This window comes from Geofilum rubicundum JCM 15548 (assembly GCF_000974365.1).
Lineage (GTDB): Bacteria > Bacteroidota > Bacteroidia > Bacteroidales > Marinilabiliaceae > Geofilum > Geofilum rubicundum.
In genome coordinates, this window is sequence record NZ_BAZW01000004.1 from 106127 (window position 1) to 128134 (window position 22008).

20 protein-coding genes and 2 pseudogenes are annotated in these 22008 nt (G+C 43.7%); 18 read left to right on the top strand and 4 right to left on the bottom strand.

Annotated elements, in window-relative coordinates; translation table 11 throughout:
* Positions 1-31: 31 nt before the first annotated feature.
* The 5 genes from JCM15548_RS03600 (at position 32) to JCM15548_RS03615 (ending at position 3840) form a co-directional block, all read left to right on the top strand.
* Positions 32-607 carry a hypothetical protein gene (locus JCM15548_RS03600; RefSeq protein ID WP_062122479.1) on the top strand — a complete coding sequence of 192 codons (576 nt, stop codon included), beginning with the start codon at positions 32-34 and terminating at the stop codon, positions 605-607.
* Between the two features lie 334 nt (positions 608-941).
* Complete coding sequence (locus JCM15548_RS03605; protein WP_062122480.1) at positions 942-2060, top strand: universal stress protein; 1119 nt, start codon at positions 942-944, stop codon at positions 2058-2060.
* Between the two features lie 44 nt (positions 2061-2104).
* The gene (locus tag JCM15548_RS22865) at positions 2105-2374 is read left to right on the top strand and encodes a hypothetical protein (RefSeq protein WP_227625414.1); all 270 of its coding nucleotides are present in this window, start codon (positions 2105-2107) and stop codon (positions 2372-2374) included.
* Positions 2320-3135: a threonine aldolase family protein gene (locus JCM15548_RS03610; RefSeq protein WP_262486876.1), complete on the top strand. Its 816-nt coding sequence runs from the start codon at positions 2320-2322 to the stop codon at positions 3133-3135. Before JCM15548_RS22865 ends, JCM15548_RS03610 begins: the two co-directional genes overlap by 55 nt.
* 30 nt (positions 3136-3165) lie before the next feature.
* Complete coding sequence (locus JCM15548_RS03615; protein ID WP_062122481.1) at positions 3166-3840, top strand: rhomboid family intramembrane serine protease; 675 nt, start codon at positions 3166-3168, stop codon at positions 3838-3840.
* A gap of 7 nt (positions 3841-3847) precedes the next feature.
* Here JCM15548_RS03615 and JCM15548_RS03620 read toward each other — a convergent pair whose 3' ends face one another.
* Genes JCM15548_RS03620 through JCM15548_RS22870 form a run of 3 tightly spaced genes read right to left on the bottom strand, consistent with a single transcriptional unit; the run spans position 3848 to position 5873 of the window.
* Positions 3848-4885 carry a tRNA dihydrouridine synthase gene (locus JCM15548_RS03620; RefSeq protein WP_227625415.1) on the bottom strand — a complete coding sequence of 346 codons (1038 nt, stop codon included), beginning with the start codon at positions 4883-4885 and terminating at the stop codon, positions 3848-3850.
* Positions 4882-5604 (bottom strand): oxygen-dependent tRNA uridine(34) hydroxylase TrhO, encoded by a 723-nt coding sequence (gene trhO / locus JCM15548_RS03625; RefSeq protein ID WP_227625416.1) that lies wholly within the window; start codon positions 5602-5604, stop codon positions 4882-4884. Before trhO ends, JCM15548_RS03620 begins: the two co-directional genes overlap by 4 nt.
* Positions 5601-5873 carry a rhodanese domain-containing protein gene (locus JCM15548_RS22870; RefSeq protein ID WP_227625417.1) on the bottom strand — a complete coding sequence of 91 codons (273 nt, stop codon included), beginning with the start codon at positions 5871-5873 and terminating at the stop codon, positions 5601-5603. The genes trhO and JCM15548_RS22870 overlap by 4 nt, the downstream gene beginning before the upstream one ends.
* A gap of 78 nt (positions 5874-5951) precedes the next feature.
* Here JCM15548_RS22870 and JCM15548_RS03630 point away from each other — a divergent pair, with 78 nt between their 5' ends.
* The 12 genes and pseudogenes from JCM15548_RS03630 (at position 5952) to JCM15548_RS03680 (ending at position 19739) form a co-directional block, all read left to right on the top strand.
* Entirely contained in the window at positions 5952-7010 is a 1059-nt protein-coding gene (locus tag JCM15548_RS03630) for an NAD(P)/FAD-dependent oxidoreductase (protein WP_062122482.1), read from the top strand.
* Positions 7011-7391: 381 nt separating this feature from the next.
* Complete coding sequence (locus tag JCM15548_RS03635; RefSeq protein ID WP_062122483.1) at positions 7392-7883, top strand: hypothetical protein; 492 nt, start codon at positions 7392-7394, stop codon at positions 7881-7883.
* A 124-nt stretch (positions 7884-8007) separates the two neighbouring features.
* Positions 8008-11324 (top strand): annotated as a pseudogene (gene secA / locus JCM15548_RS25010) (preprotein translocase subunit SecA).
* Between the two features lie 23 nt (positions 11325-11347).
* The gene (lgt, locus tag JCM15548_RS03645) at positions 11348-12187 is read left to right on the top strand and encodes a prolipoprotein diacylglyceryl transferase (RefSeq protein ID WP_062122484.1); all 840 of its coding nucleotides are present in this window, start codon (positions 11348-11350) and stop codon (positions 12185-12187) included.
* Positions 12188-12355: 168 nt separating this feature from the next.
* A complete protein-coding gene (locus JCM15548_RS03650) occupies positions 12356-13588 on the top strand; it encodes a M48 family metallopeptidase (protein WP_062122485.1) in 1233 nt (410 codons plus the stop codon).
* A 16-nt stretch (positions 13589-13604) separates the two neighbouring features.
* Positions 13605-14851, top strand: a pseudogene (locus tag JCM15548_RS03655) (CinA family nicotinamide mononucleotide deamidase-related protein).
* 256 nt (positions 14852-15107) lie between these two features.
* On the top strand, positions 15108-15353 hold the full coding sequence (rpmB, locus tag JCM15548_RS03660) for a 50S ribosomal protein L28 (protein WP_062122486.1): 246 nt from the start codon (positions 15108-15110) through the stop codon (positions 15351-15353).
* An 18-nt stretch (positions 15354-15371) separates the two neighbouring features.
* Positions 15372-15560, top strand: coding sequence for a 50S ribosomal protein L33 (rpmG, locus tag JCM15548_RS03665; protein ID WP_062122487.1), 189 nt, complete (start codon positions 15372-15374; stop codon positions 15558-15560).
* Between the two features lie 10 nt (positions 15561-15570).
* Positions 15571-15726, top strand: a complete 156-nt coding sequence (locus JCM15548_RS20945) for a DUF4295 domain-containing protein (RefSeq protein ID WP_083984951.1) — start codon at positions 15571-15573, stop codon at positions 15724-15726.
* Between the two features lie 198 nt (positions 15727-15924).
* Complete coding sequence (gene ftsY / locus JCM15548_RS03670) at positions 15925-16878, top strand: signal recognition particle-docking protein FtsY (protein WP_062122488.1); 954 nt, start codon at positions 15925-15927, stop codon at positions 16876-16878.
* A 2-nt stretch (positions 16879-16880) separates the two neighbouring features.
* The gene (gene rimO, locus JCM15548_RS03675) at positions 16881-18176 is read left to right on the top strand and encodes a 30S ribosomal protein S12 methylthiotransferase RimO (RefSeq protein WP_062122489.1); all 1296 of its coding nucleotides are present in this window, start codon (positions 16881-16883) and stop codon (positions 18174-18176) included.
* A gap of 81 nt (positions 18177-18257) precedes the next feature.
* Positions 18258-19739 (top strand): T9SS type A sorting domain-containing protein, encoded by a 1482-nt coding sequence (locus JCM15548_RS03680; RefSeq protein WP_062122490.1) that lies wholly within the window; start codon positions 18258-18260, stop codon positions 19737-19739.
* 30 nt (positions 19740-19769) lie between these two features.
* Here JCM15548_RS03680 and JCM15548_RS03685 read toward each other — a convergent pair whose 3' ends face one another.
* Complete coding sequence (locus tag JCM15548_RS03685; protein ID WP_062122491.1) at positions 19770-20213, bottom strand: META domain-containing protein; 444 nt, start codon at positions 20211-20213, stop codon at positions 19770-19772.
* Positions 20214-20329: 116 nt separating this feature from the next.
* Between JCM15548_RS03685 and JCM15548_RS03690 the strand changes: the two genes are divergently transcribed.
* Positions 20330-21931: a Na/Pi cotransporter family protein gene (locus tag JCM15548_RS03690; protein WP_227625418.1), complete on the top strand. Its 1602-nt coding sequence runs from the start codon at positions 20330-20332 to the stop codon at positions 21929-21931.
* Positions 21932-22008: the final 77 nt, after the last annotated feature.

Below are 22008 nucleotides of genomic sequence, written 5' to 3' on the forward strand. Positions count from 1 at the left end.
ATGGTTTTAGTGTGTACTTACTCCTTTTGTTATGATCTTTTTATTTTTTCTTCTGGCCTTACTAACCTTAGCGACAGCGCTCATTGTCTTTTTTTTCCAAAAGCGTCTGAATCAGTGTTCTGAAGAGCTGAAAGATGAAAAATGGATGCGCGAAGCTTTGGAAGCAGAAGCTGTTAATAACATAGGTGAAAAATGGCAAAAGGAATCACTTATAGCACTCTATCATCATATCATTACCCGTTATCGCCTCATCGAAGAGCGGCTGGAACAACTCTCTTATAAGTACATGAAAACCAATCCTGAAGTGCATCAGGATCTTCAATCAGAATTGTCCAATCTGAAAAGTGAATTTATTTCTATGTTGCCGGATTTGATTCATGATGATTTGTTTTACGCTTTCATTAATATTCCGCAACACATTCCATTAACCATAGTAGAAAAAACCATTTTATTTCTTCTCTACTCAAACATCCCAACAAAGCAAGTCGCTACCATTCTTGCCATCAATAGTGGAAATTTAAGGGTGAAGCGTCTGAATCTGCGCAGAAAACTTCAAAATTATGCTTCTGAAATTGAAAATCTCAATGAATTATTGGCCATCATCTAAATGTAGTAGCGTTAAATAGTGATTTGTAAGTAGTATATTAACAATGCATTACAATATTGGATGCCGTTAAAAACTGGAAATGCAGCCTGAAAGATGAATCAGGTAGCCATATCCTGGCTACATTTGTACTGTACACACTAAGATACATTATCTGTTAATAATTGCTCATAGGCACTATTTGTTCAGATAGTAATTAATATAAACGATTACCCTCCCCCTGATAAAGCCAAAATCACCGGATCATAGGTGGTTTTGGCCTTTATCTTTTTTATTTGTTTTTCTTTTGGTCTTTTCGTAATTTAATGTGGTCATGCAACATTAAATTTAAGACGTTATGGAAGAAAAAATAATCACATTGGCCACCAATACCTATCAACATGCTCAGGTTTTAAGAAACATACTTGAGTCGGAAGGTGTTGAATGTTTTCTTCAGAATGCGAACTTGATAGAGGGCTCCTTCAACTCCAGTGTCCGTATTCGAATCAGAGAGACTGACCTTGAAAAAGCCATGAAGATTATGGCGCATATTGTTGAACCCGGGATTGAAAAAATGGCTGATACAAAACCGGGACGACCTCCGAAACCACGCATTTTACTTCCCATCGACTTTAGTGATTATTCCGAAAAAGCGGCTGATATGGCCCTTGATTGGGCCATGCGCTTAAATGCAGAAATCACTGTGTTAAACGTCTATTTTAATCCAATTATTAATACCTTACCATTCTCAGAGGCTTATGTTTACGATACCAGTCTTGACGAAATGATGGTTGATATGGAAGAGCAGGCGGAATCTGATATGCAGGCCTTTTTAAAATCCTTTAAGGAGAAGGCCAGAAACAATGGCGACGAAAAGGTGTCCATTAAACATCAATTGGTCAGAGGGGTAGCTGAGGAAGAAATCCTTCGGTTTAGCGTTGATTACCAGCCGACGGTTATCATCATGGGAACCAGGGGAAAGGACCGAAAGGCCGCCGATTTAATTGGCAGTGTAACGGCCGAAGTGATGGAAATGGCCAGAGTGCCTGTTTTAGCTGTTCCTGAGGATTTCAATTATCAGGGCATAGACAAGATTAAGAATGTGCTCTACGCTACCAATTTTGAGGAGTCCGACTTTGAGGCTTTGGATAAGTTGGAGCGAATAGTGAAGCCCCTTGAAGTGAAAATATTTTTTGTCCATGTTGGCCCACAGGTGGACAACAAATGGGACAAACTTAAATTGGATGGTCTTAAGAAACATATGGAAGAGCGGTTTCCCAATACGCCCATTGTTTGTGATTTTATTGAAAATGAGGATTTTTGGGTGGGGCTGGAAGGCTTTATTCAAAAGGAAAAAATTGATATCATTAGCTTGACCACCCGGCGACGAAATCTGATTGCACGACTCATAAATCCTTCCGTGGGTAAGAAAATGTTGTTCCATACAAATACCCCAATGCTCGTTTTTCACGCATAGATATTTGGTTTAATTACTATCTTTGTTTGAAAAGAAAAGGATCTATGAATCACAGAGGATTTGCCAGTGACAACAATGCTGGTGTTTTGCCGGAGATTATGACAGCTTTGGCCAATGTCAATACTGGCCACACCACCGGATATGGAGGCGATCCATACACGGAACTGGCCATCAAGTTATTTAAGAGGGAAACAAGTCCCTCTGCTGAGGTGTTTTTTGTCTATAATGCACCGGTGCCAATGTCATCGCTATTCAGGCTATGGCTCGTCCATTTGAAGCGGTTATTTGTGCCGAGACGGCCCACATCAATGTAGACGAATGTGGTGCACCCGAAAAGCATTCCGGTTGTAAACTCATTGATATTCCCACCCCGAATGGAAAACTAACGCCACAACTCATTCTACCTTATTTACATGGATTTGGTTTTGAGCACCATGTTCAACCCAAAGTTATTTCCATCACCCAGAGCACTGAAATGGGTACCCTGTACTCCGTTGAGGAAGTTCAGAAGATATGTCAATTTGCACACGAAAACGGCTTGCTTGTGCATATGGATGGCGCACGCATTTCAAATGCGGCGGCCTCACTTAACTGCTCTTTGGCTGAAATAACGGCTAATGCAGGGGTGGATGTTTTATCGTTTGGGGGAACAAAGAACGGGATGATGTTTGGTGAAGCCGTTTTGGTTTTTAACCCGGACCTGACAGCTTCTCTTAAGTATATTAGAAAACAGACGGCGCAACTGCACAGCAAAATGCGCTTTATTTCTGCTCAGTTTACGGCCTTCCTGACGGATGAATTATGGCGAAAACATGCCTTGCACGCCAATAAAATGGCCCAATTATTAGCCCGGGAGGCACAAAAAGTGGAAGGCGTTGAAATTACGCAAAAGGTCCAGGCCAATGGCGTTTTTGCCATTATTCCGCCTTCCTGGATAGAATTGCTACAGAAAAAGTATTTCTTTTATATGTGGGACCAAAATCGATCAGAGGTGCGCTGGATGACCGCTTTTGATACAACCGAAGAGGATATTTATGACTTTGTGGCCCAAATTAATGAGATTGCCAAAAGATAGGTCGTTTTAGACCTGTAAAAACCATGGTTCATGTTCAAATTTGTCGGGAGTCATCAAAAGCCGGAAAAACGAAGATTCATTCACAGTCTGGTATTACCGGTGCTCATGCTTGTGGTGATGTTTTCGGTGAGGTTGTTGGCCTGGCTCGAAAATTGGGATCTGGCTTTTTTAGGTGTAAAACCGCTGGCTCCTGAGGGACTGCCGGGTATCTTATTCTCTCCCTTTATCCATTCCGGTTGGCAGCATTTTTTCAACAATGCTGTGTCATTCATGATCCTATCGGTAACACTCTTTTACTTTTATCGTCAGATAGCCTACCGGGTCTTTGCCGTTATTTATGTTTTGGCCGGAGTATGGCTTTGGTTTGGCGGACGAGATGCCTGGCACATTGGCGCCAGTGGTCTGGTATACGGTTTGACAGCATTTTTATTGTTGAGTGGTATTATTCGTCGTCACATTCCCTTAATGGCGGTTGCTCTTTTTGTCATTTTCCTCTATGGGAGTTTGGTCTGGGGTATGTTTCCTTTGGCCGACAATATGCCCCATTCATGGGAAGGCCATTTGTGGGGATTTTTAGCTGGTTTAGCCGCTGCTGTAGTCTATCGGAAAGAAGGGCCGCAAAAGCCACCGCTGCCTTTTGAAGAGGAAGAAGAGGAGGAGGAGGAAAATGCTTTTTGGAAGACATCTCCTCAGGAGGAACCTTAGAATTTCTTTAAGCGTTTTTGGGAAACAGTCGTTGGTTCCAATGTTTGATGACGTTCCGGGCTTCATCAAAACTATTGACTTGCATCATTTGGTGACGAAAATCGACAGCTCCCTGAAAATCGGAGATGTAAATTTTAAAAAAACGGCGAAGAATAGAGAAATGACGCGTATTATCCCAGCATTTTTCAAAAAGTTCAAGATGAAGTTTCAGGGTTTCAATCCGTTGGACAAGTGAAATCTCTTTTGATTCCGGTTGAAATAACCAGGGGTTTTTAAATATTCCCCGGCCAATCATGGTACCATCCACACCGTATTTTTCTGACTTTTCGAGGGCTTCATTTATGGAATCAACATCTCCGTTGCCTATGATTTTAATGTCGGGAGCCAACTGGTCTCTCAGCTGAACAGCTTTGGCAATTTCCTTCCAATCGGCTATGCCTTCCGACATTTGCTTTTGTATCCGTCCGTGAAGAATGATGGCGTCGAGCGGTTGTTTAAGTAAAAAGGTCATCCAGCGTTCGGTATCCACCTTTTTTAAGCCCATTCGGGTTTTTACGCTGATGGGCAAATGGGTTGCTGCACGGGAGGCGGCAATGATTTCATGCGCCAAAGGCTCCTGGTTGATAAGGGCCGAACAGCTACCATGTGCCACCACATTTTTGACGGGACAACCCATATTGATGTCTATGCCGTCAAATGCATAGTTTTCAGTGATATGTTGAACAGCCTCAGCGAACTTTTCTGGCTTGTTTCCCCAAATTTGAGCAATTAGTTTTACCCCATTTTTTTGTAGAAGTTCTCGTTCGCCGTCGGATACTTTTAAACGGTAGGATACTTTTTCGCGACCTACCGGATGGCCGAGGCCATCGGTAGAGGTAAATTCTGTGAAAAGAATATGGAGATGGCCTGGTGCCGACGACCTTAGTATCAGTTCACGAAATGCGGTATCGGTCACATCCTCCATGGGGGCCAGCATCATTAAAGGGCCTTGTGTGGTGTGCCAGAAATTGGTCTCTGATTGGCCGCCAGGGCTCTTTTGCATCATAGATTACAACCTAATTGATTTGACTTCAGGTGGAGTTGTTGGTGCTTATGTCTCTCAGGATGTTGCTGAAGGTCCTCAAAACACTCATCACTGCAGCACCCTGCATATTTTTGGTGACAGGCCTCACACTGAATAACCAAATCGTGACACGGATCATAGGCACAGTTTACGTGGGTGTCACATGGCTGGCCACATTGGTGGCAGCGACTCAGAATATGAGGGGTAACGCGTTCCCCAAGGCGCTCATCGAAGACAAAGTTTTTCCCAATAAAACGCGGTTCCAGGCCTTGTTGTTTGACTTCTGAAACATAAGCAATAACGCCTCCGTGTAATTGGTTAACATCTTTAAAACCATGATGTTTCAACCAGGCGCTGGCTTTTTCACACCGAACGCCACCGGTGCAATAAAGCAATATTTTTTGATTTTTCTTATCCGCCAACTCCTTCACCACCATTTCCACCTCTTCCCGAAAAGTTTCTGCATCGGGACAAAGAGCATTGACAAATCTGCCAACCTCGCTTTCGTAGTTATTACGCATATCCACAACCAGAACATCCTCTTTTTGGGACAGCCTGTGAAATTCCATCGGAGAGAGCCTTGTTCCAACATTGGTCGTGTCGAAAACCGTATCGGATAATCCGTCCGCCACAATTTTTGGACGGACTCTGACAATAAGTTTTAAAAAAGAACGGCCGTCGTCTTCCAGTGCCCATTTCAATGGCGTATGGGCCAGTTCAGGCACCGTAGCATAAAGGAAAGAAAGCGGTCAAGGTTATGCTCAGGGACATTCATTTGTGCATTAATCCCTTCCTGGGCCACATAAATGCGGCCATTGCATTGCAATTGATCCAAGGCCAAATAAAGGGTGTTTCTAAACTCTTCCGGCTCCTCAATGTTTACATAACGGTAAAACGATAGGGTGCGCCGCTTAAATGTTTCTCCGTTTAAGCGTGCTACCAACTCAGGTCGGCTTAGTTTGTTATACAACGACATTTTTTTTTGCAAAGATAACTTTTTTAGGATAAATTTATCCGAAACAAAACCAGAAATTGATCTAAAACCAAATTGAAAAGTACAGAAATACTCATAGTCGGTCATGGATTGGCGGGCTCACTTATGGCCTGGGAGCTGCGACAGGCTGGCATTGATTGTGTGGTCATGAATGCGCCATTCATGCACCGTTCGTCAGATGTGGCGGGTGGATTATTTAATCCCCTGATGTTCCGTAAGCTTCGGCTTTCGCGAATGGTGGGGGACTTGTGGCCGGTCATGCAATCGACTTACGCAGCCATTGAGCAATCGTACAACATTAAATTATTACATGATAAGTTATCGGTTAAATTACTGTCAGATAGCGAACTGTCAGAGTGGGAGCAAGGGCAAAAAAAGATCACCGCACCCTATATTCATGCCATCGAAAAAGGAATGGTTGTTAAGGGATTAAAGAAGACTCCTGCACTGGGATATATCTCTTCATCCGGCCATTTAGACATTGCCGGGTGGCTGAAAGTATCCCAAAGGGACCTTGCTGAAAAGGGCCGGTTTTTTGAGCAGGCGTTGCTTTACGAAGATCTGGTAATTTCCAGGGACAGAATTGTTGTTGGTAAATTGCTGGAAGCGAGAAAAATAATATTTTGTGAAGGAGCCGCCGCCATTAATAATCCGTGGTTCCAGGGGGATTGGTTAACGCCCAATAAAGGTGAATTATTGGAAATCAGGGCACACGATCTGGAGGAAAAACACATATTACGGGATGATGTTTTTATTTTACCGCTCGGAAATCAGCGCTTTAAGGTAGGAGCGACCTATAGTCATGATGCCATAAACACACAGCCCACTAAAGAAGCCAGAAATGAACTCATTAGAAAATTGGAAAGAATGATTTCCGTGTCCTACGAAATTGTTGCGCATTATGCAGGAGTGCGTCCTGCCATTAAAGACCGCATGCCCGTTATAGGCGCCTATGCGGACCGCAATAATACTTTCATTTTTAATGGTCTTGGATCCCGTGGGGTTGTATGGGCGCCCTACTGTGCTAAAGTGTTGGTTAAAAGCTTATTGTTTAATAATGAGCCTATTCCTGAAATCCTGAATATCCGACGATTCTCTCGATGGCCGTATTAATTCGCAAATTTGACAGCGATGTTTTGAACCACAATGGCAACTACTTGTTAATAGATAGAAGATGGCGTGACCCAATTGCCGGTGTAGTCATGGCTGATTTCGACGGCACTCAAGGATCACGCCATTCTTTTTAGTTTTTTGCCGGTTGAATACCAAACCATTCAATTTATCCTGCCGGATGATTTGGGGATTTCTGTGATGCACGGGATAGACAATAAAGTTGGTGAATTTTTATCAGAATTTTTCGAAAAACCTCAAATTTAACACTCCTTATCATTTATGGAAATGCAGTCAGAATAATAAAAATATTTTGGCATCTTTACATTTTGGCAAAATGGAAAGGATTTTGCAAATCATACATTATCTTTGTAAAAAAAACAGATGAGGAATCGTCCGGACTTTAATTATCTTACTATTCTCGGCTTGTCGCTTACGGTGGTTATTGCCATGCAGAAAGGGGACAGTTGTCAGGACAGTGTGAGAATAAAGTTGTCTGATGCCGATGGTCATCATGTTTGTTTTTTATCGGTTGATGCTGTCAGGGATGCTTTTATGGCTGTCTCGAACGAGAAATCGTCCTTTGTTTTCGGCCAACATTCATCCACTTTTGTTGCCTTATCCACCCCAATAAATGTTTGGGTTGATGGAAAAGGGTTAAACTTTACAGGCCTTACCTGTAGGGGGCACATTATTCCTGTAGAACAAAAAACCAGAGAGCATATTTCTGACCTTCATGATTTACTCTCACTTTCACTGTTTCACGGTATAAAATTAAAAGGTTCGAACATTGGAGAGGACTCCCGAATCGCTTTTTATGATTCTTCTGTTCGATGGAGTGCCCCTGTTAGGGCGGGTCCCTGTTCTTTTATTTGATTTAGAAGCGCATTATAAGCCCTTCAGGCATTTCATCCCAGGTATCAAGTGCCATCTATTCACCCAATTTTTCTAAATCTGGCGCAATTTGCTCAGGCCAGAAAATAAAATCAATAAGTTAATTATGAATGTAGTTAATAATATTCTTTCGATGTTTTTGGGCGATAAGTCCAAACGGGATATGAAAGAAATGACACCCTTTGTTGATAGAATAAAGGCTGCCTATCCGGAAATAGCCCAACTTTCTAATGATGGCTTACGAGAACGTTCTTTAAAGCTCAAGCAAACCATTCAAGGTGCTGTTGCTACAGAACAGGCCCGAATAGATGAATTAAAGTTATCCATTGACAGAGATAACCCGGAGGTTGAGCAAAGGGAGAAGATGTATGAGGAGATCGACCGACTGGAAAAGGAAATCACAGCCAAGTTGGAAATCGCTCTGGACAATGCACTTCCTGAGGCCTTTGCCATTGTAAAAGATACGGCCCGCAGATTTACAGAAAATTCTTTGGTGGAAGTAAGCGCCAGCGAATTTGACCGGGATTTAGCGGCTATTCATGATTTTGTTGAAATAAAGGATGATAAAGCCCTGTTTCACAATTCATGGACGGCTGGCGGCTCTACCATAACCTGGGACATGATTCACTACGATGTACAGTTGTTTGGGGGTGTGGTGCTGCATAAGGGGAAAATTGCCGAGATGGGCACAGGTGAAGGTAAAACCCTGGTGGCTACCTTGCCGGTTTTTCTCAATGCCTTGACCGGACGCGGCGTCCATTTGGTAACGGTGAATGATTACCTGGCCAAACGTGACTCGGAGTGGATGGGGCCTATTTTTATGTTCCATGGCTTAAGTGTAGACTGTATCGATAAGTATCAGCCAATTCACCCGACAGGCGAAAGGCTTACAAGGCTGATATTACTTATGGTACCAACAATGAGTTCGGCTTTGATTACTTGAGAGATAATATGGCCGTTTCACCGGATGACCTGGTGCAGCGGACGCATAACTACAGCATCGTTGATGAAGTGGATTCTGTTTTGATTGACGATGCAAGGACCCCTTTGATTATTTCGGGTCCCATTCCTAAGGGGGACGATCAGTTGTTTCTGGAATTACGACCCAAGGTCGAAAGTCTGGTTGAATCACAGCGTCAATTGGTTTCCCGCTATTTGGCCGATGCCAAACAAAAACTTAAATCAGAAAACACCAAAGAGCATGAAGAGGGTGCTTTGATGTTGCTGCGTGCTTTTAAGGGTATGCCCAAAAACAAGCCACTTATCAAGTTTTTAAGTGAGCCGGGAATTAAGGCGAGCATGCTTAAAACTGAGAACTTCTACATGCAGGAGAACAATAAGAACATGCATGTGGTTACTGATCCCCTCTTTTTTGTGATTGATGAAAAAACCAATTCTGTGGAATTGACGGATAAGGGGATTGACCTGATTACAGGTTCTTCTGAAGATCCGCAATTCTTTATTCTACCGGATATCGGTTCAGAGATTGCCAATCTGGAAAAGGCGGGCTTGTCAGATGAAGATAAGCTTCTGAAGAAAGATGAGCTGATGCAAAGCTATTCGGTTAAATCGGAACGCGTTCACACCATTAACCAATTGTTAAAGGCCTACGCCATGTTTGAGAAGGACGTGGAATATGTGGTGATGGACAATAAGGTGAAGATTGTGGATGAGCAGACCGGGCGGATCATGGATGGGCGCAGATACTCTGACGGACTTCACCAGGCCATCGAGGCCAAGGAGCGGGTGAAGGTTGAAGCAGCCACGCAGACCTATGCCACCATTACCCTTCAGAACTATTTCCGTATGTACAATAAACTTTCGGGTATGACCGGTACAGCGGAAACGGAAGCAGGAGAACTCTGGAATATCTATAAACTGGATGTGGTGGTTATTCCAACCAACCGCCCCATTCAGCGGAAGGATATGAACGATAAGGTTTATAAAACCAAGCGTGAGAAATACAATGCTGTTATTGATGAAATCGTTGATTTGGTAAAAGCCGGCCGCCCCGTACTGGTGGGTACGACCTCTGTCGAGGTGTCGGAATTGCTGAGCCGGATGTTAAAAATAAGAGGTATTACGCACAATGTGCTGAATGCCAAATTGCACCAGCGGGAGGCCGACATTGTGGCCGAGGCCGGTAAAAAAGGGATTGTAACCATTGCGACCAACATGGCCGGTCGTGGTACGGATATTAAGTTGTCGGCTGAAGTGAAAGCTGCCGGTGGTCTGGCCATTGTAGGTACCGAGCGTCATGAATCCCGACGCGTGGACCGTCAGTTGCGTGGTCGTGCCGGTCGTCAGGGAGATCCGGGATCTTCTCAGTTCTTTGTCTCACTCGAGGATGACCTGATGCGTCTGTTTGGGTCTGACCGCCTGGTGAAATACATGGATCGCATGGGCGTTGAAGATGGTGAGATGATACAGCACAGTATGATTACCAAATCCATTGAAAGGGCGCAGAAAAAAGTGGAGGAAAACAACTTTGGTATCAGAAAGCGCTTGCTGGAGTACGATGATGTCATGAATTCCCAGCGCGAAGTAATCTATACCAAGCGCCGCCGCGCTTTGTATGGTGAGCGGATGCAGGTTGAAATTTCCAATATGATGTTTGACACCATCGAAGGTCTGGTCATTGATAACCACCAGGCAGGAGATTTTGAGACCTTCAAAATGGAATTGATTCGCATATTTTCCATCGATTGTCCCTATTCACAAGAAGAATTTATGAAAGGGAAGCCGGAGGAGATGACCGAACAAATGCACCAACAGGCCTGGAAGAGCTATCAGCGGAAAATTGAAATGATGTCGCGCCAGGCCCTGCCGGTCATCAAAAATGTTTTTGAAACCAAGGCGGAGCTATATGAAAATATTGTGGTGCCCATCTCCGATGGACACAGGGTTTTCCAAATCACTACCAATCTGAAAAAAGCCTACGATACAGAAGGTAAAGAGCTGGCCAAATCCTTTGAGAAGGCCATGATGCTCATCACCATAGATGAAGCATGGAAAGAACATTTACGGGAACTGGATGATTTGAAACAGGCGGTTCAAAATGCTTCTTACGAGCAGAAGGATCCGCTGTTGATATACAAATTTGAATCGTTCAACCTGTTCAAGGGCATGATCGACAAGAACAATAAATCGGTAGTGGCTTCTCTGGCCAAAGCACACATTCCCATCAGGGATGCCAGCCAGGTGCGTAAGGCAGAAGAAAGGCGCAGGACAGACCTTAACAGTCTGCGCACCCAAAAGGATGAGCCGGGTGCCGGCGCACCCGGAATGGGGCGTCAGCCGGCCGATGGTCAGCCACCAAAACCGCAAGTGGTGCAGCCTATCAGAACCGAGAAGAAAGTTGGACGTAACGATCCTTGTCCCTGCGGAAGTGGCAAGAAATACAAACAGTGTCACGGAAAATGATAGAACCCAAAAATTAAAAAAATATGGTACTATTTAATTACATCACCTGGGCCCCCGACCCTGAAATATTTGCCTTAGGCCCACTTTCGGTACGCTACTACGGGCTGTTTTTTGCCACCGCCTTCTTGCTGGGCTATTATATAGTGGACAAGATGTTTCGACGTGAAAACGCCTCGGAAGAATGGCTGGATAAGCTGTTTGTATATGTTATGGTGGCAACCATTGTCGGTGCACGTTTGGGACATGTTATTTTTTACGGATGGGATTATTACTCTCAAAATCCGGCAGATATTTTGAAAGTCTGGCAGGGTGGTCTGGCCAGTCACGGAGGAGCCTTTGGAATATTATTTGCGATTTGGCTCTATTCTAAAAAGGTGACCAGGCGATCCATGCTCTGGACCATGGATAAATTGGTGATTCCTGTCGCTCTGGCTGCCGTGTTCATTCGATTGGGCAATCTGATGAATTCAGAAATCGTTGGCAGTCCCACAGAGTTGCCCTGGGGATTTATCTTTTTGAAAGCCCATGGCATTGAAAATCCGGAGCTGCCGCGACATCCATCGCAATTGTATGAGGCCATGAGTTATCTGATTACTTTTGTGGTGCTGATGTATATGTATTGGAAAAAGAACGCTGCCCGTCGTCCGGGACTCATTTTTGGCGTGTTTTTGATCGGTATCTTTGCCACCCGGTTCTTTATTGAATTTCTTAAAGAAGATCAGGAAGCCTTTGAAGCATCGATGTCCCTAAACATGGGACAAATCCTTAGCATCCCCTTTGTTGTTTTAGCCATATATCTTATATACAGAGCTTTGACACGACCAGAGGTGGATGTTTCCATTCCCGGTAATAAAAGGAAATAAGGATATTTGACCTTTGATCATCGCAGAGCTGCAGAAAGGGATTCCCCCTCTGTGGCTCTGTATGGTTATAGATGGTCGCAAACAAAAACGCCAAATACCCAAATATTTCCGTTTTAAACGCATTAACTAAACCAATATATACTTAGCTGCAATAATTTAGAATAGACTATGTACAGCACTGTTTTTTATATCATTATAGCCATCATCTTTCTGGAAACGGTCTGGGATTTTTTTCTGGGAGAACTCAACCGAAAAAGCTGGAGTTCACATGTTCCGGACAGGCTACAGGATGTCTATCCGGACGATAAGTTTCAGAAACAAAAGAAGTATCGGCTGGCCAACTATCGCTTTGGTTTAATATCTTCTACTATTTCAACTTTGATTATTTTAGGGGTATTGTGGTGGCAGGGCTTTGCCTGGCTCGATGGGTTGGTCCACTCTGTTACGGACCATAGCATCGGGCAGTCGCTGTTGTTTTTTGGCATCATCGGTTTGGCCTCTACACTGATATCCCTGCCACTTTCCATATACGACACCTTTGTTATTGAAGAAAAATTTGGATTCAATAAAACAACGGCGGCCGTATTTGTTTTGGATTTAATCAAATCTCTTTTGCTGGGGGCATTTATCGGTGGATTGATGCTCTCCCTGATTATCTGGTTTTACCATTGGGCCGGTGCGTATTTTTGGTTATATGCCTGGGGGATTGTGAGTCTTTTTATGATCTTTTTCAGTAAGTTTTATACCTCTTTGATTTTACCACTCTTCAATAAGCTTAAACCATTAGAAGAGGGGGGGTTAAAAAGGGATATTGAAACAATGAGTAAACGAGCCGGCTTTACACTGAGTAATGTTTTCATAATGGATGGTTCCAAGCGCAGCACCAAAGCCAATGCCTTTTTCAGTGGGTTTGGTAAGAATAAGCGCATTGTTTTATTTGATACTTTAATCAACGACCTGACGAATGATGAAATTGTGGCTGTATTGGCACATGAAATTGGGCACTACCGACTTAAACACACCATCAGAGGAACCATTTTGGGTGTTGTGCAATCGGGTCTGATGCTCTTTTTGTTGGGGTGGTTTATTAATCATCCGGCCATTGCAGGAGCACTGGGGGTAAGTACTCCCTCTTTTCATATTGGGCTACTGGGATTTGGCTTGCTTTACGCGCCCATAAGTGCCGTGTTGGGATGGGGAATGACCATCCTGTCGCGCCGTCAGGAATACCAGGCAGATGCTTTTGCTGCGAAATATGCAGAGGCTTCGGCCCTGCAGTCGGCGCTGAAAAAGATTTCCGCTTCTGCGCTGAGTAACCCAACCCCACATCCCTGGTTCGTCTTTTTCAATTATTCACACCCACCTCTTCTCAAGCGCCTTCAGGCCCTTGATCGTTTTTAATTTAAGGTGTTTAGCCATGCAAGTAGATATAATAACCATTGGAGATGAGTTGCTTATTGGCCAGGTAGTTGATACCAATTCAGCCTGGATGGGCCGGGAATTAAACAAAATAGGCCTGTCCGTTCATCGCATCACCTCTATTAGTGACCAGGAAGAGGAAATATTACATTCCCTTGAGGAAGCCATCAACCGTTCTTCGGTAGTGCTTATAACGGGTGGACTGGGACCTACACGGGATGATATTACCAAAGCAGCCCTTTGCCGGTTTTTTAATACAAAACTGGTCTTTAATGAAGCAGTGTATGCCGATGTTGAACGAATGCTGAAAGGAAGGGTTAAGCATATCAATCAACTGAACCGCGATCAGGCCATGGTGCCGGAAAAGTGTACGATTATCCGCAATCCGGTAGGGACGGCTCCCATTATGTGGTTTCAGCATGCCAAAGGAATTGTGGTGTCGATGCCGGGAGTGCCCATTGAGATGAAGCAGGCCATGTCGGATCAAATATTGCCCCGCTTATTGGAAAAATACCAAAGCGGAATTGTACGCCATAAAACAATACATGTTTTTAATATCCCGGAGGCTGTTTTGGCTGAGATGTTGAGCGATTGGGAGGATGCCGTGCCCGACTATATTAAAGTCGCTTATTTGCCTTCTCCCGGCAAATTAAGACTGCGCCTGAGCGGGCGGGGAGAAGATGCCGACAAAATTGATGGAGCCATTGAAAAGGCCATTCAGGCCCTTTATCCCATCATTGGTGAGCATATTTTCGGATTGGATGATCAGACTGCTCAACAGGAGTTACTGAGACTACTGACAGAAAAACATCAAACACTGGCCTTTGCAGAAAGCTGTTCGGGTGGTTTTATGGCCCATTTGGTAACAGCGATTCCGGGTGCCTCTGCTGCCTTTAAAGGCAGTATTGTTGCCTATGCCAATGAGGTTAAGACCGGACAACTGGGCGTAGATCCGATGGCCATTGAACAATACGGCGCTGTTAGTCGCCAGGTGGTTGAACAAATGGCACTGGGAGCGTGCAAGGCTCTGGCTCTGATTATGCCATCGCCTCATCAGGGATTGCAGGTCCCGCAGGTGGGAGTGAAGAAAAGCCGGTGGGCACTGTTTGGCTGGCATGGGCGGGGCATGGAAAAGTGGTGAGTCGCCGGTTTAATTTTGGTCCAAATCGTGAGCGCACCATTGTTCGGACAGCAGAGGCAGGCATCATTCTGTTAAAGCAGATGATTGAAAGAGGCGAGATCTAGCATTCGACGAAATGCATAATGGAACCATGATTGTTATTCTGTATTAATGTTTAAATGGTTAATTAAATAAGATTTACAACGATTATTTACATTTAATATTTAATCTATGTCGAATGGTCCGAATAGCATAGCGATATCCAAATACCCTAAAAAAAATCAAAAACAAAGAAATTATAGATGTAACTATTTGTTTTTTTGAAAGAAAATCCCGTATTTTGCGCTCTGTTTGAAAAACGTAGATAAAAACGGTTGAGAAATGTCAAAAGTTTGTGAAATAACTGGAAAGAGCTTTATGGTTGGGAACAATGTTTCTCACTCAAAAAGACGCACCAAAAGAAGGTTCAATCCTAACCTTTTCGATAAAAAGTTTTTTTTACCCGAAGATAATCGCTGGGTTAAGTTGAGAGTTTCAGCTTCAGGCCTGCGGTTAATCAACAAAGTCGGTGTAAAGGCTGCCATTAAATCGGCACAGGAAAAAGGTTACTTAAGTACAAAATTCTAATAAGGGAGGGTAGAACAAATGGCTAAAAAAGGTAAAGGCAACCGCATCCAGATAATTCTGGAGTGCACAGAACACAAAGAAAGCGGACTACCCGGAACTTCGAGGTATATTTCCGTTAAGAACAGGAAAAATACGCCGGATAGAATGGAATTGAAAAAATTCAATCCCATCTTAAAGCGTATGACCGTACATCGTGAAATCAAGTAAATTTTAAATCATGGCAAAGAAAGTAGTAGCAAGTATTCAGAAAGGTGCGGGAAAAGGACACACCCGTGTGATTAAAATGGTGAAGTCACCAAAGACCGGCGCTTACTCTTTCCGTACGGAAATGGTTACCAATGATCAAGTGAAAGAATATTTCGACAAAAAATAACCGGTGATCCGGAATGAGTTATAAAAGCCTTCTTAGTTTTAAGAAGGCTTTTTTTATTTTATGCCATTCTTTGGCCGATTGAATGGCTGGTAAAACATCCTCATTCTCTAATAATCACTATCTTTGTATTTGAGAAAGGCAATTTTGGATTTCTTCCGGGGAGTTGCCACAGTCTGTTGACTTTATATCTTTTATATTATGGGATTATTTGGTGTTTTTAATAAATCTAAAAAGGAAAAGCTCGATCAGGGGTTGTCTAAAACCAAAGAGAGTGTATTAACAAAACTCACCCGGGTGGTAGCCGGTAAATCCAAAGTAGACGAGGATGTTTTGGATGAACTGGAGGAGTTGCTCATCAGCTCAGATGTAGGGGTGGATACCACCATCAAAATAATTGAACGGATTGAAAAGCGGGTGGCACGTGATAAGTTTATCAATGCCAATGAACTCGATAAGCTACTGAAAGATGAAATTACCGGCCTGTTGGCTGAAAACAGCGTTAACGGTCATGGTGATTTTGATTTTCCTGCTGATAAACAACCCTATGTTATTATGGTTGTTGGGGTTAATGGCGTGGGCAAGACCACTACCATTGGAAAATTAGCCAACAAATTTAAAAGTGCAGGCAAAAGTGTGATTTTAGGGGCTGGAGATACTTTTCGTGCGGCCGCCATTGAACAACTCGAAATATGGGCACAACGGGTAAATGTTCCCATCATTAAGCAAAAAATGGGGTCAGATCCGGCTTCAGTGGCTTTCGACACACTTTCATCGGCCAGGTCGATGGGTACAGATGTGGTCATCATTGATACAGCAGGCAGGTTACACAACAAAGTGAATCTGATGAATGAGCTGTCGAAAATCAAAAATGTCATGAAAAAGGTTGTGCCGGATGCTCCCCATGAAATTTTATTGGTTTTGGACGGTAGTACCGGTCAAAATGCTTTTGAACAAGCCAAACAATTTACGATGGCCACGGAGGTTAATGCGCTGGCCATTACAAAACTTGACGGGACAGCTAAGGGCGGCGTGGTTATCGGCGTTTCCGATCAGTTTAAAGTACCCGTAAAATATATCGGAATAGGCGAGGGGATCGAAGATTTACAGGTCTTTAACCGTGAAGCTTTTGTTCATTCACTGTTTGGCAACTAAATATGGTTAGAAAGAAAGTAGACGTTATAACACTGGGTTGTTCAAAAAACCTGGTTGATTCCGAGTTGTTAATCAAGCAGTTTCAGTCCAACGGTTATCTGGTCGAGCACGATTCGCCCCAACCGGACGGTGAGGTCGTGGTCATAAATACCTGCGGTTTTATTGGTGATGCCAAGGAAGAGTCCATCGACACCATTTTGAGTTTTGTTGAAGCCCGAAAGCGTGGTGATATCAATAAGCTATATGTGATGGGCTGCCTTTCAGAGCGCTATTTTGATCAACTGGGACAGGAAATACCGGAAGTGGATAAATTTTACGGCAAGTTCAACTGGAAAGAGTTGTTGGCCGAAATGGGCGTCGATTACCGGGCGGACTTGAAAAATGAGCGTTCTCTTACCACACCCAAACATTACGCTTACCTAAAAGTGTCTGAAGGATGTAATCGCTCCTGTTCCTATTGTGCCATTCCCATTATCACCGGTAAGCACCAATCACGAACCATTGAGAGTCTGGTAGATGAGGCTCAGCGTCTGGCTGCCCGGGGGGTTAAAGAATTACAGGTGATTGCACAGGATTTGTCCTATTACGGACTTGACTTGTATAAAAAGCAAATGCTGGCCCCCCTGATTACTGAACTATCTAAGGTAGAAGGCATTGAGTGGATCAGACTGCATTATGCCTATCCTGCTAAATTTCCGATGGATGTTTTGGATGTAATGGCCAGTAATCCCAAAGTTTGTAAGTACCTGGACATTGCTTTGCAGCACATCTCAGACCCCATGCTCAAAGCCATGCGCAGAAAGGTTAGCAAAGAAGAAACCATTGAGCTGGTGCATAAAATGCGGGAGCTAGTGCCCGGAATTCATCTTCGGACCACCATGATTGCAGGTCATCCCGGTGAAACAGAGGCTGATTTTAAAGAATTAATGGCTTTTGTGGAGGAAATGAAATTTGAACGCCTCGGCGTTTTTCCTTATTCGCATGAGGAGGATACTTTTGCTTACAAAAATTACAAGGACGATGTGCCTGATGTCATCAAGCAGGAGAGGGCCAATGCCATTATGGAACTGCAAAATGGCATCAGTCGCGATCATCATCATGAAAAAATTGGCCGTGTTATACGGGTCATCATCGACCGGGAGGAAAGTGGTTATTTTGTAGGCCGAAGCGAATTTGACAGTCCGGAGGTAGACCCTGAAGTGCTTGTCAGTAGTTCAGTTCCTCTGGAAATAGGAGGTTTCTATCAGGTAAAGGTGACCAGTGCGGAGGATTACGATTTGCTGGGAGAAATAGAATAATATCAACAAGAAGGAACTTTTGCTTCCTTCTTGTCGTTAAAAAGGAATGAACATCAGTCATAAATACTATAACCATTGGGAATGAAGCAAGTATACCAAATCGTTTTTGTTGGGTTTTTACTATTCTTATCAAAGGCTGCCATCGCTCTGACGGTAGGCCATTCTTCTTTTTCTTCTTCCTCATCTTTGTCGTTTGAAGACAATCATGAAGAAACGCTGGCACTGTTTATGGCCTCTGTTTTGGAAAAAAGTGGTTCTTCTCTTTTGTTAACTGATAGTTTGGTGGTTTATAATAATTATGCCAATGGAGATTCATCCAAATGGCATAAGGCCCGATACGAGTACGACCACGAAAACTTGATGGCTTCCGTGTTTTATTATAAACGCAATAATGATCAAACCGACTGGGAAAGCTATCAAAAAGAAGTCTTTCAATTCAATGCCGCCATTCATCAAACCAATTTTACCCTATTTATTATAAGTGAAATTGATCCGGAATGGACAAAGCAACTACAAAGAGAATATCATTATAACGAAAATCATCAGCTTTTAGGTGTGGCTGAATTTCATTGGAATAACACAGCGTCCGACTGGGAGGGCCAATGGAAGTACGAGATAGCGTATAACAGTTCACAATTGCAACAGCAACAAATCAATTATATTTGGAATGGGACCGCCAAAGTCTGGTCGCCCGTTTTAAAGCATGAATTTGAATATACCAACAATGAGTTGATTCGGAAAGTAAGTTATACCTACAATACCCAAAATTTTATTTGGGAAGGTCACCAAAAATCGGAGTACGTTCATGAGAATAATGTTTTGATGGTGCAGACCGATTATACCTGGGACCAACAGGAATCACCGGCCACATGGCTGGCCAGCAATAAAAAAGAATTTTTCTACAACGATCAGGGAGCGTTGTTTTCCTGGAAATGGTATAAATGGAACCGCAATTACTTAAAGTGGGATGAGTGGTGGAAAATAGAACAAACCGAAGACGAGTCAACCAATACCTTTACCTGGGTGGATGCCCAATGGAGTGACCAGAATAAAGAATGGATCAACAGTTGGCGGGTGGAAAAAGTCTCAGATGCCTCGGATAAAGTCTCCGAAGAGGTAGCTTACGCCTGGAACAACACTTCAGGCAGCTGGTCGGGTATATACCGTCTGGATTTTATTTACGGTGAGGAAGAACAACTACAATCAAGACAGGATTATTATTGGGATGCGTCCTCAAATCATTGGAATCTGAATCAAAAGCAGTTTTATTACCTGTCTGCAACGGCCTCCGGACCAGCCACCCATATAAAGCAAGAAAATGGCGGGGGGGACGATGGGTTCAGGGCATATCCCAATCCTGCACAGAGCCTTGTTTTTATTGAATCTTCTTCTGTGATTCATTCGCTTCAATTATATGCTCCGGACGGTCGCCTGCTTGAATACCATATACCCAACGACCGAAAAACAGAAATTTCCGTGCGTCATCTTCCTGCAGGGCTCTACATCATAAAAACCGGGACAGCGAACGAGACCCGGTTTTCAAAAATTATTGTAAAAAAATAGGAGCGAGGCGTCCATCCATTGGAATATGGCCTAAGGAACTTCCCGGCGGTTTAATACCATGACCTCCTTCGTTCCATTTAAAAGAAACAGTTTTTCTTGCGTTATGCGATAGCTGGTGACCGATCCAAGCGCCTGATGAAATTCATTTTCAGGCACCGTTTGGCAAAACATTTTCGTACTGGAAATCTCAAAGAATTGGATGGTGGCTGCCTGGCGGTCAGAACGTATTTTACCCCTAATGGAATTGCAACCATTACTTCCATTCACAGTCCGTTCTTCCGTGTCGATGACCAGGACAGGCAATCCCTGTGGAAAGGCGGCTGAAACCGTCTCGTAGCCCGTCCATTTCGCCATTTCCCAACTTCCTGAAAGTGGAGCATCCTGCGCTTCTGCGTTAATGCTTCGGGCGGTTGAACAGCCAGCTAGTACCACCACCATAAGAAAAAGCGACCAAAAATAAAATTCATTTTTCATTTACTTATTATTTAGTGATTTGACTTTCTATATTTGTTCTCAAATATATCAATTAATTTTTACAGCTTCACCAGAGAAATGGATACGGTATATATGGTTATAACCCTTTTGGTGGATTGGGTATTTTCCTGCTGGGTATGGAAATTCTGAGTTCGGGGACCAAGAAAATGGCTGGCAGTCAGTTACGGGTTATCCTGGATAAGTTTCTGAAATCAAAAACAGGCGGCCTGGGATTTGGTATTTTGCTGACCTTACTGTTTCAAAGCAGTAGTGCAGCTTCGGTTGTATTGGTAGGCTTTGTGGATGCTTCTCTGATAACATTTGCCCAAACGCTGCCTGTTCTTTTAGGAACAGGCATTGGTACCACCATTACCACACAATTAATATCCTTCAACATAGGTAACTATGCCTTGGTGTTTATAGGTATTGGCTATTTTTTGAAAGCTTTTACTAAAAACAGGTGGAGTGATGCAGGTCAAATTATTCTGGGTTTTGCCATTCTGTTTTACGGCATGAAACTAATGTCGGACGGCATGGCACCGCTGCGCGACATGCCTGGTTTTATCGACTGGATGCTGCATCTCGAAAAACCCCTGGCCGGCTTATTGGTAGGAATGGTATTTACCGCCATGATTCAAAGCAGTGCTGCGTTTATCGGCATCCTGATTACACTGTGCAACAGTGGATTATTGACATTTGAGGCCTCTTTGCCACTTATTCTGGGAACCAATATTGGCACAACAGTCACCGCTTTACTCGCTTCCATCAATGCTTCCTATCCGGGCCGCCGCCTGGCGGTGGCCAACGCGCTATTTCGCTTTTTTGGAGCCATTCTGTTTATTGGGTTTGTCGGGTATTGGGGACAAGTCACCTATTTCCTTACGGGCGAATCTGCCGCCAACGCCCGGTTACTGGCCAATGCACATACCATTTTTAATCTCATGATGGCATTTATATTCCTGCCTTTCACCGGATTGATTGGAAGTTTGGCCACTGTGTTGGTACGAAAGCCAGCTGCCAGACAACCCGCCCATACCCTTCAGTATCTTAACAGGGAAGTGCTCAGTAGTCCCGACTTATCGCTTCCCTTTTTGCAAAGGGAGGTCCAGGATATGGGCGAGGTGGTTTACAGCATGGTAAAAGCCTCCATGCTTCCGTTTTTCAACCGGGATCCCAAAGCTTTGGATCAAATTCGAAAGTGGGAGGAGAAGGCGGATTTCTATCGGGAGGCCATCCATGCCTTCATGGTCAAAATGAACCAGACCAAACCCATAGAAGAATGGTCTGAAGATTACTATCGCATGATGCATGTGGTGAATGAACTGGAACAAATGGCCGATATCATATCGGTCAACGTTTCCCGACAGGCAGAAAAATGGCTGCAATCAAACGCAACCTTTTCACCGGAGGGCAAAACTGAATTGGAAAAATACCACCAAAGATGTTTGAAACAGCTTGAAAGAGCGCTTATTCTGATGCACAACTGGGATCCCTCCAGGGCCCTCCAAATGAAGAAAAAATACCGAAAATATGCCCTGATGGCCTTCGAAATGGAGCGAAAACACTACAAACGCCTTTTAACGCCCAATACCACCTCTTTAGAATCCAGCAAGGTACATATGGAATTGTTGAATCTTTTGCGCATTATAAACAGCCGGGCTACCAATTTTGGCCGCTTGGTTTTTATGGCTGAAGAATATCACCCCATGCCCGAGTAGAGATTCCCTGGATGAGTTAGGCCCCATTTTTGTTTGTAGCAGACGGGTATTTTTTTATCTTTGTAAGGCTGCAAATC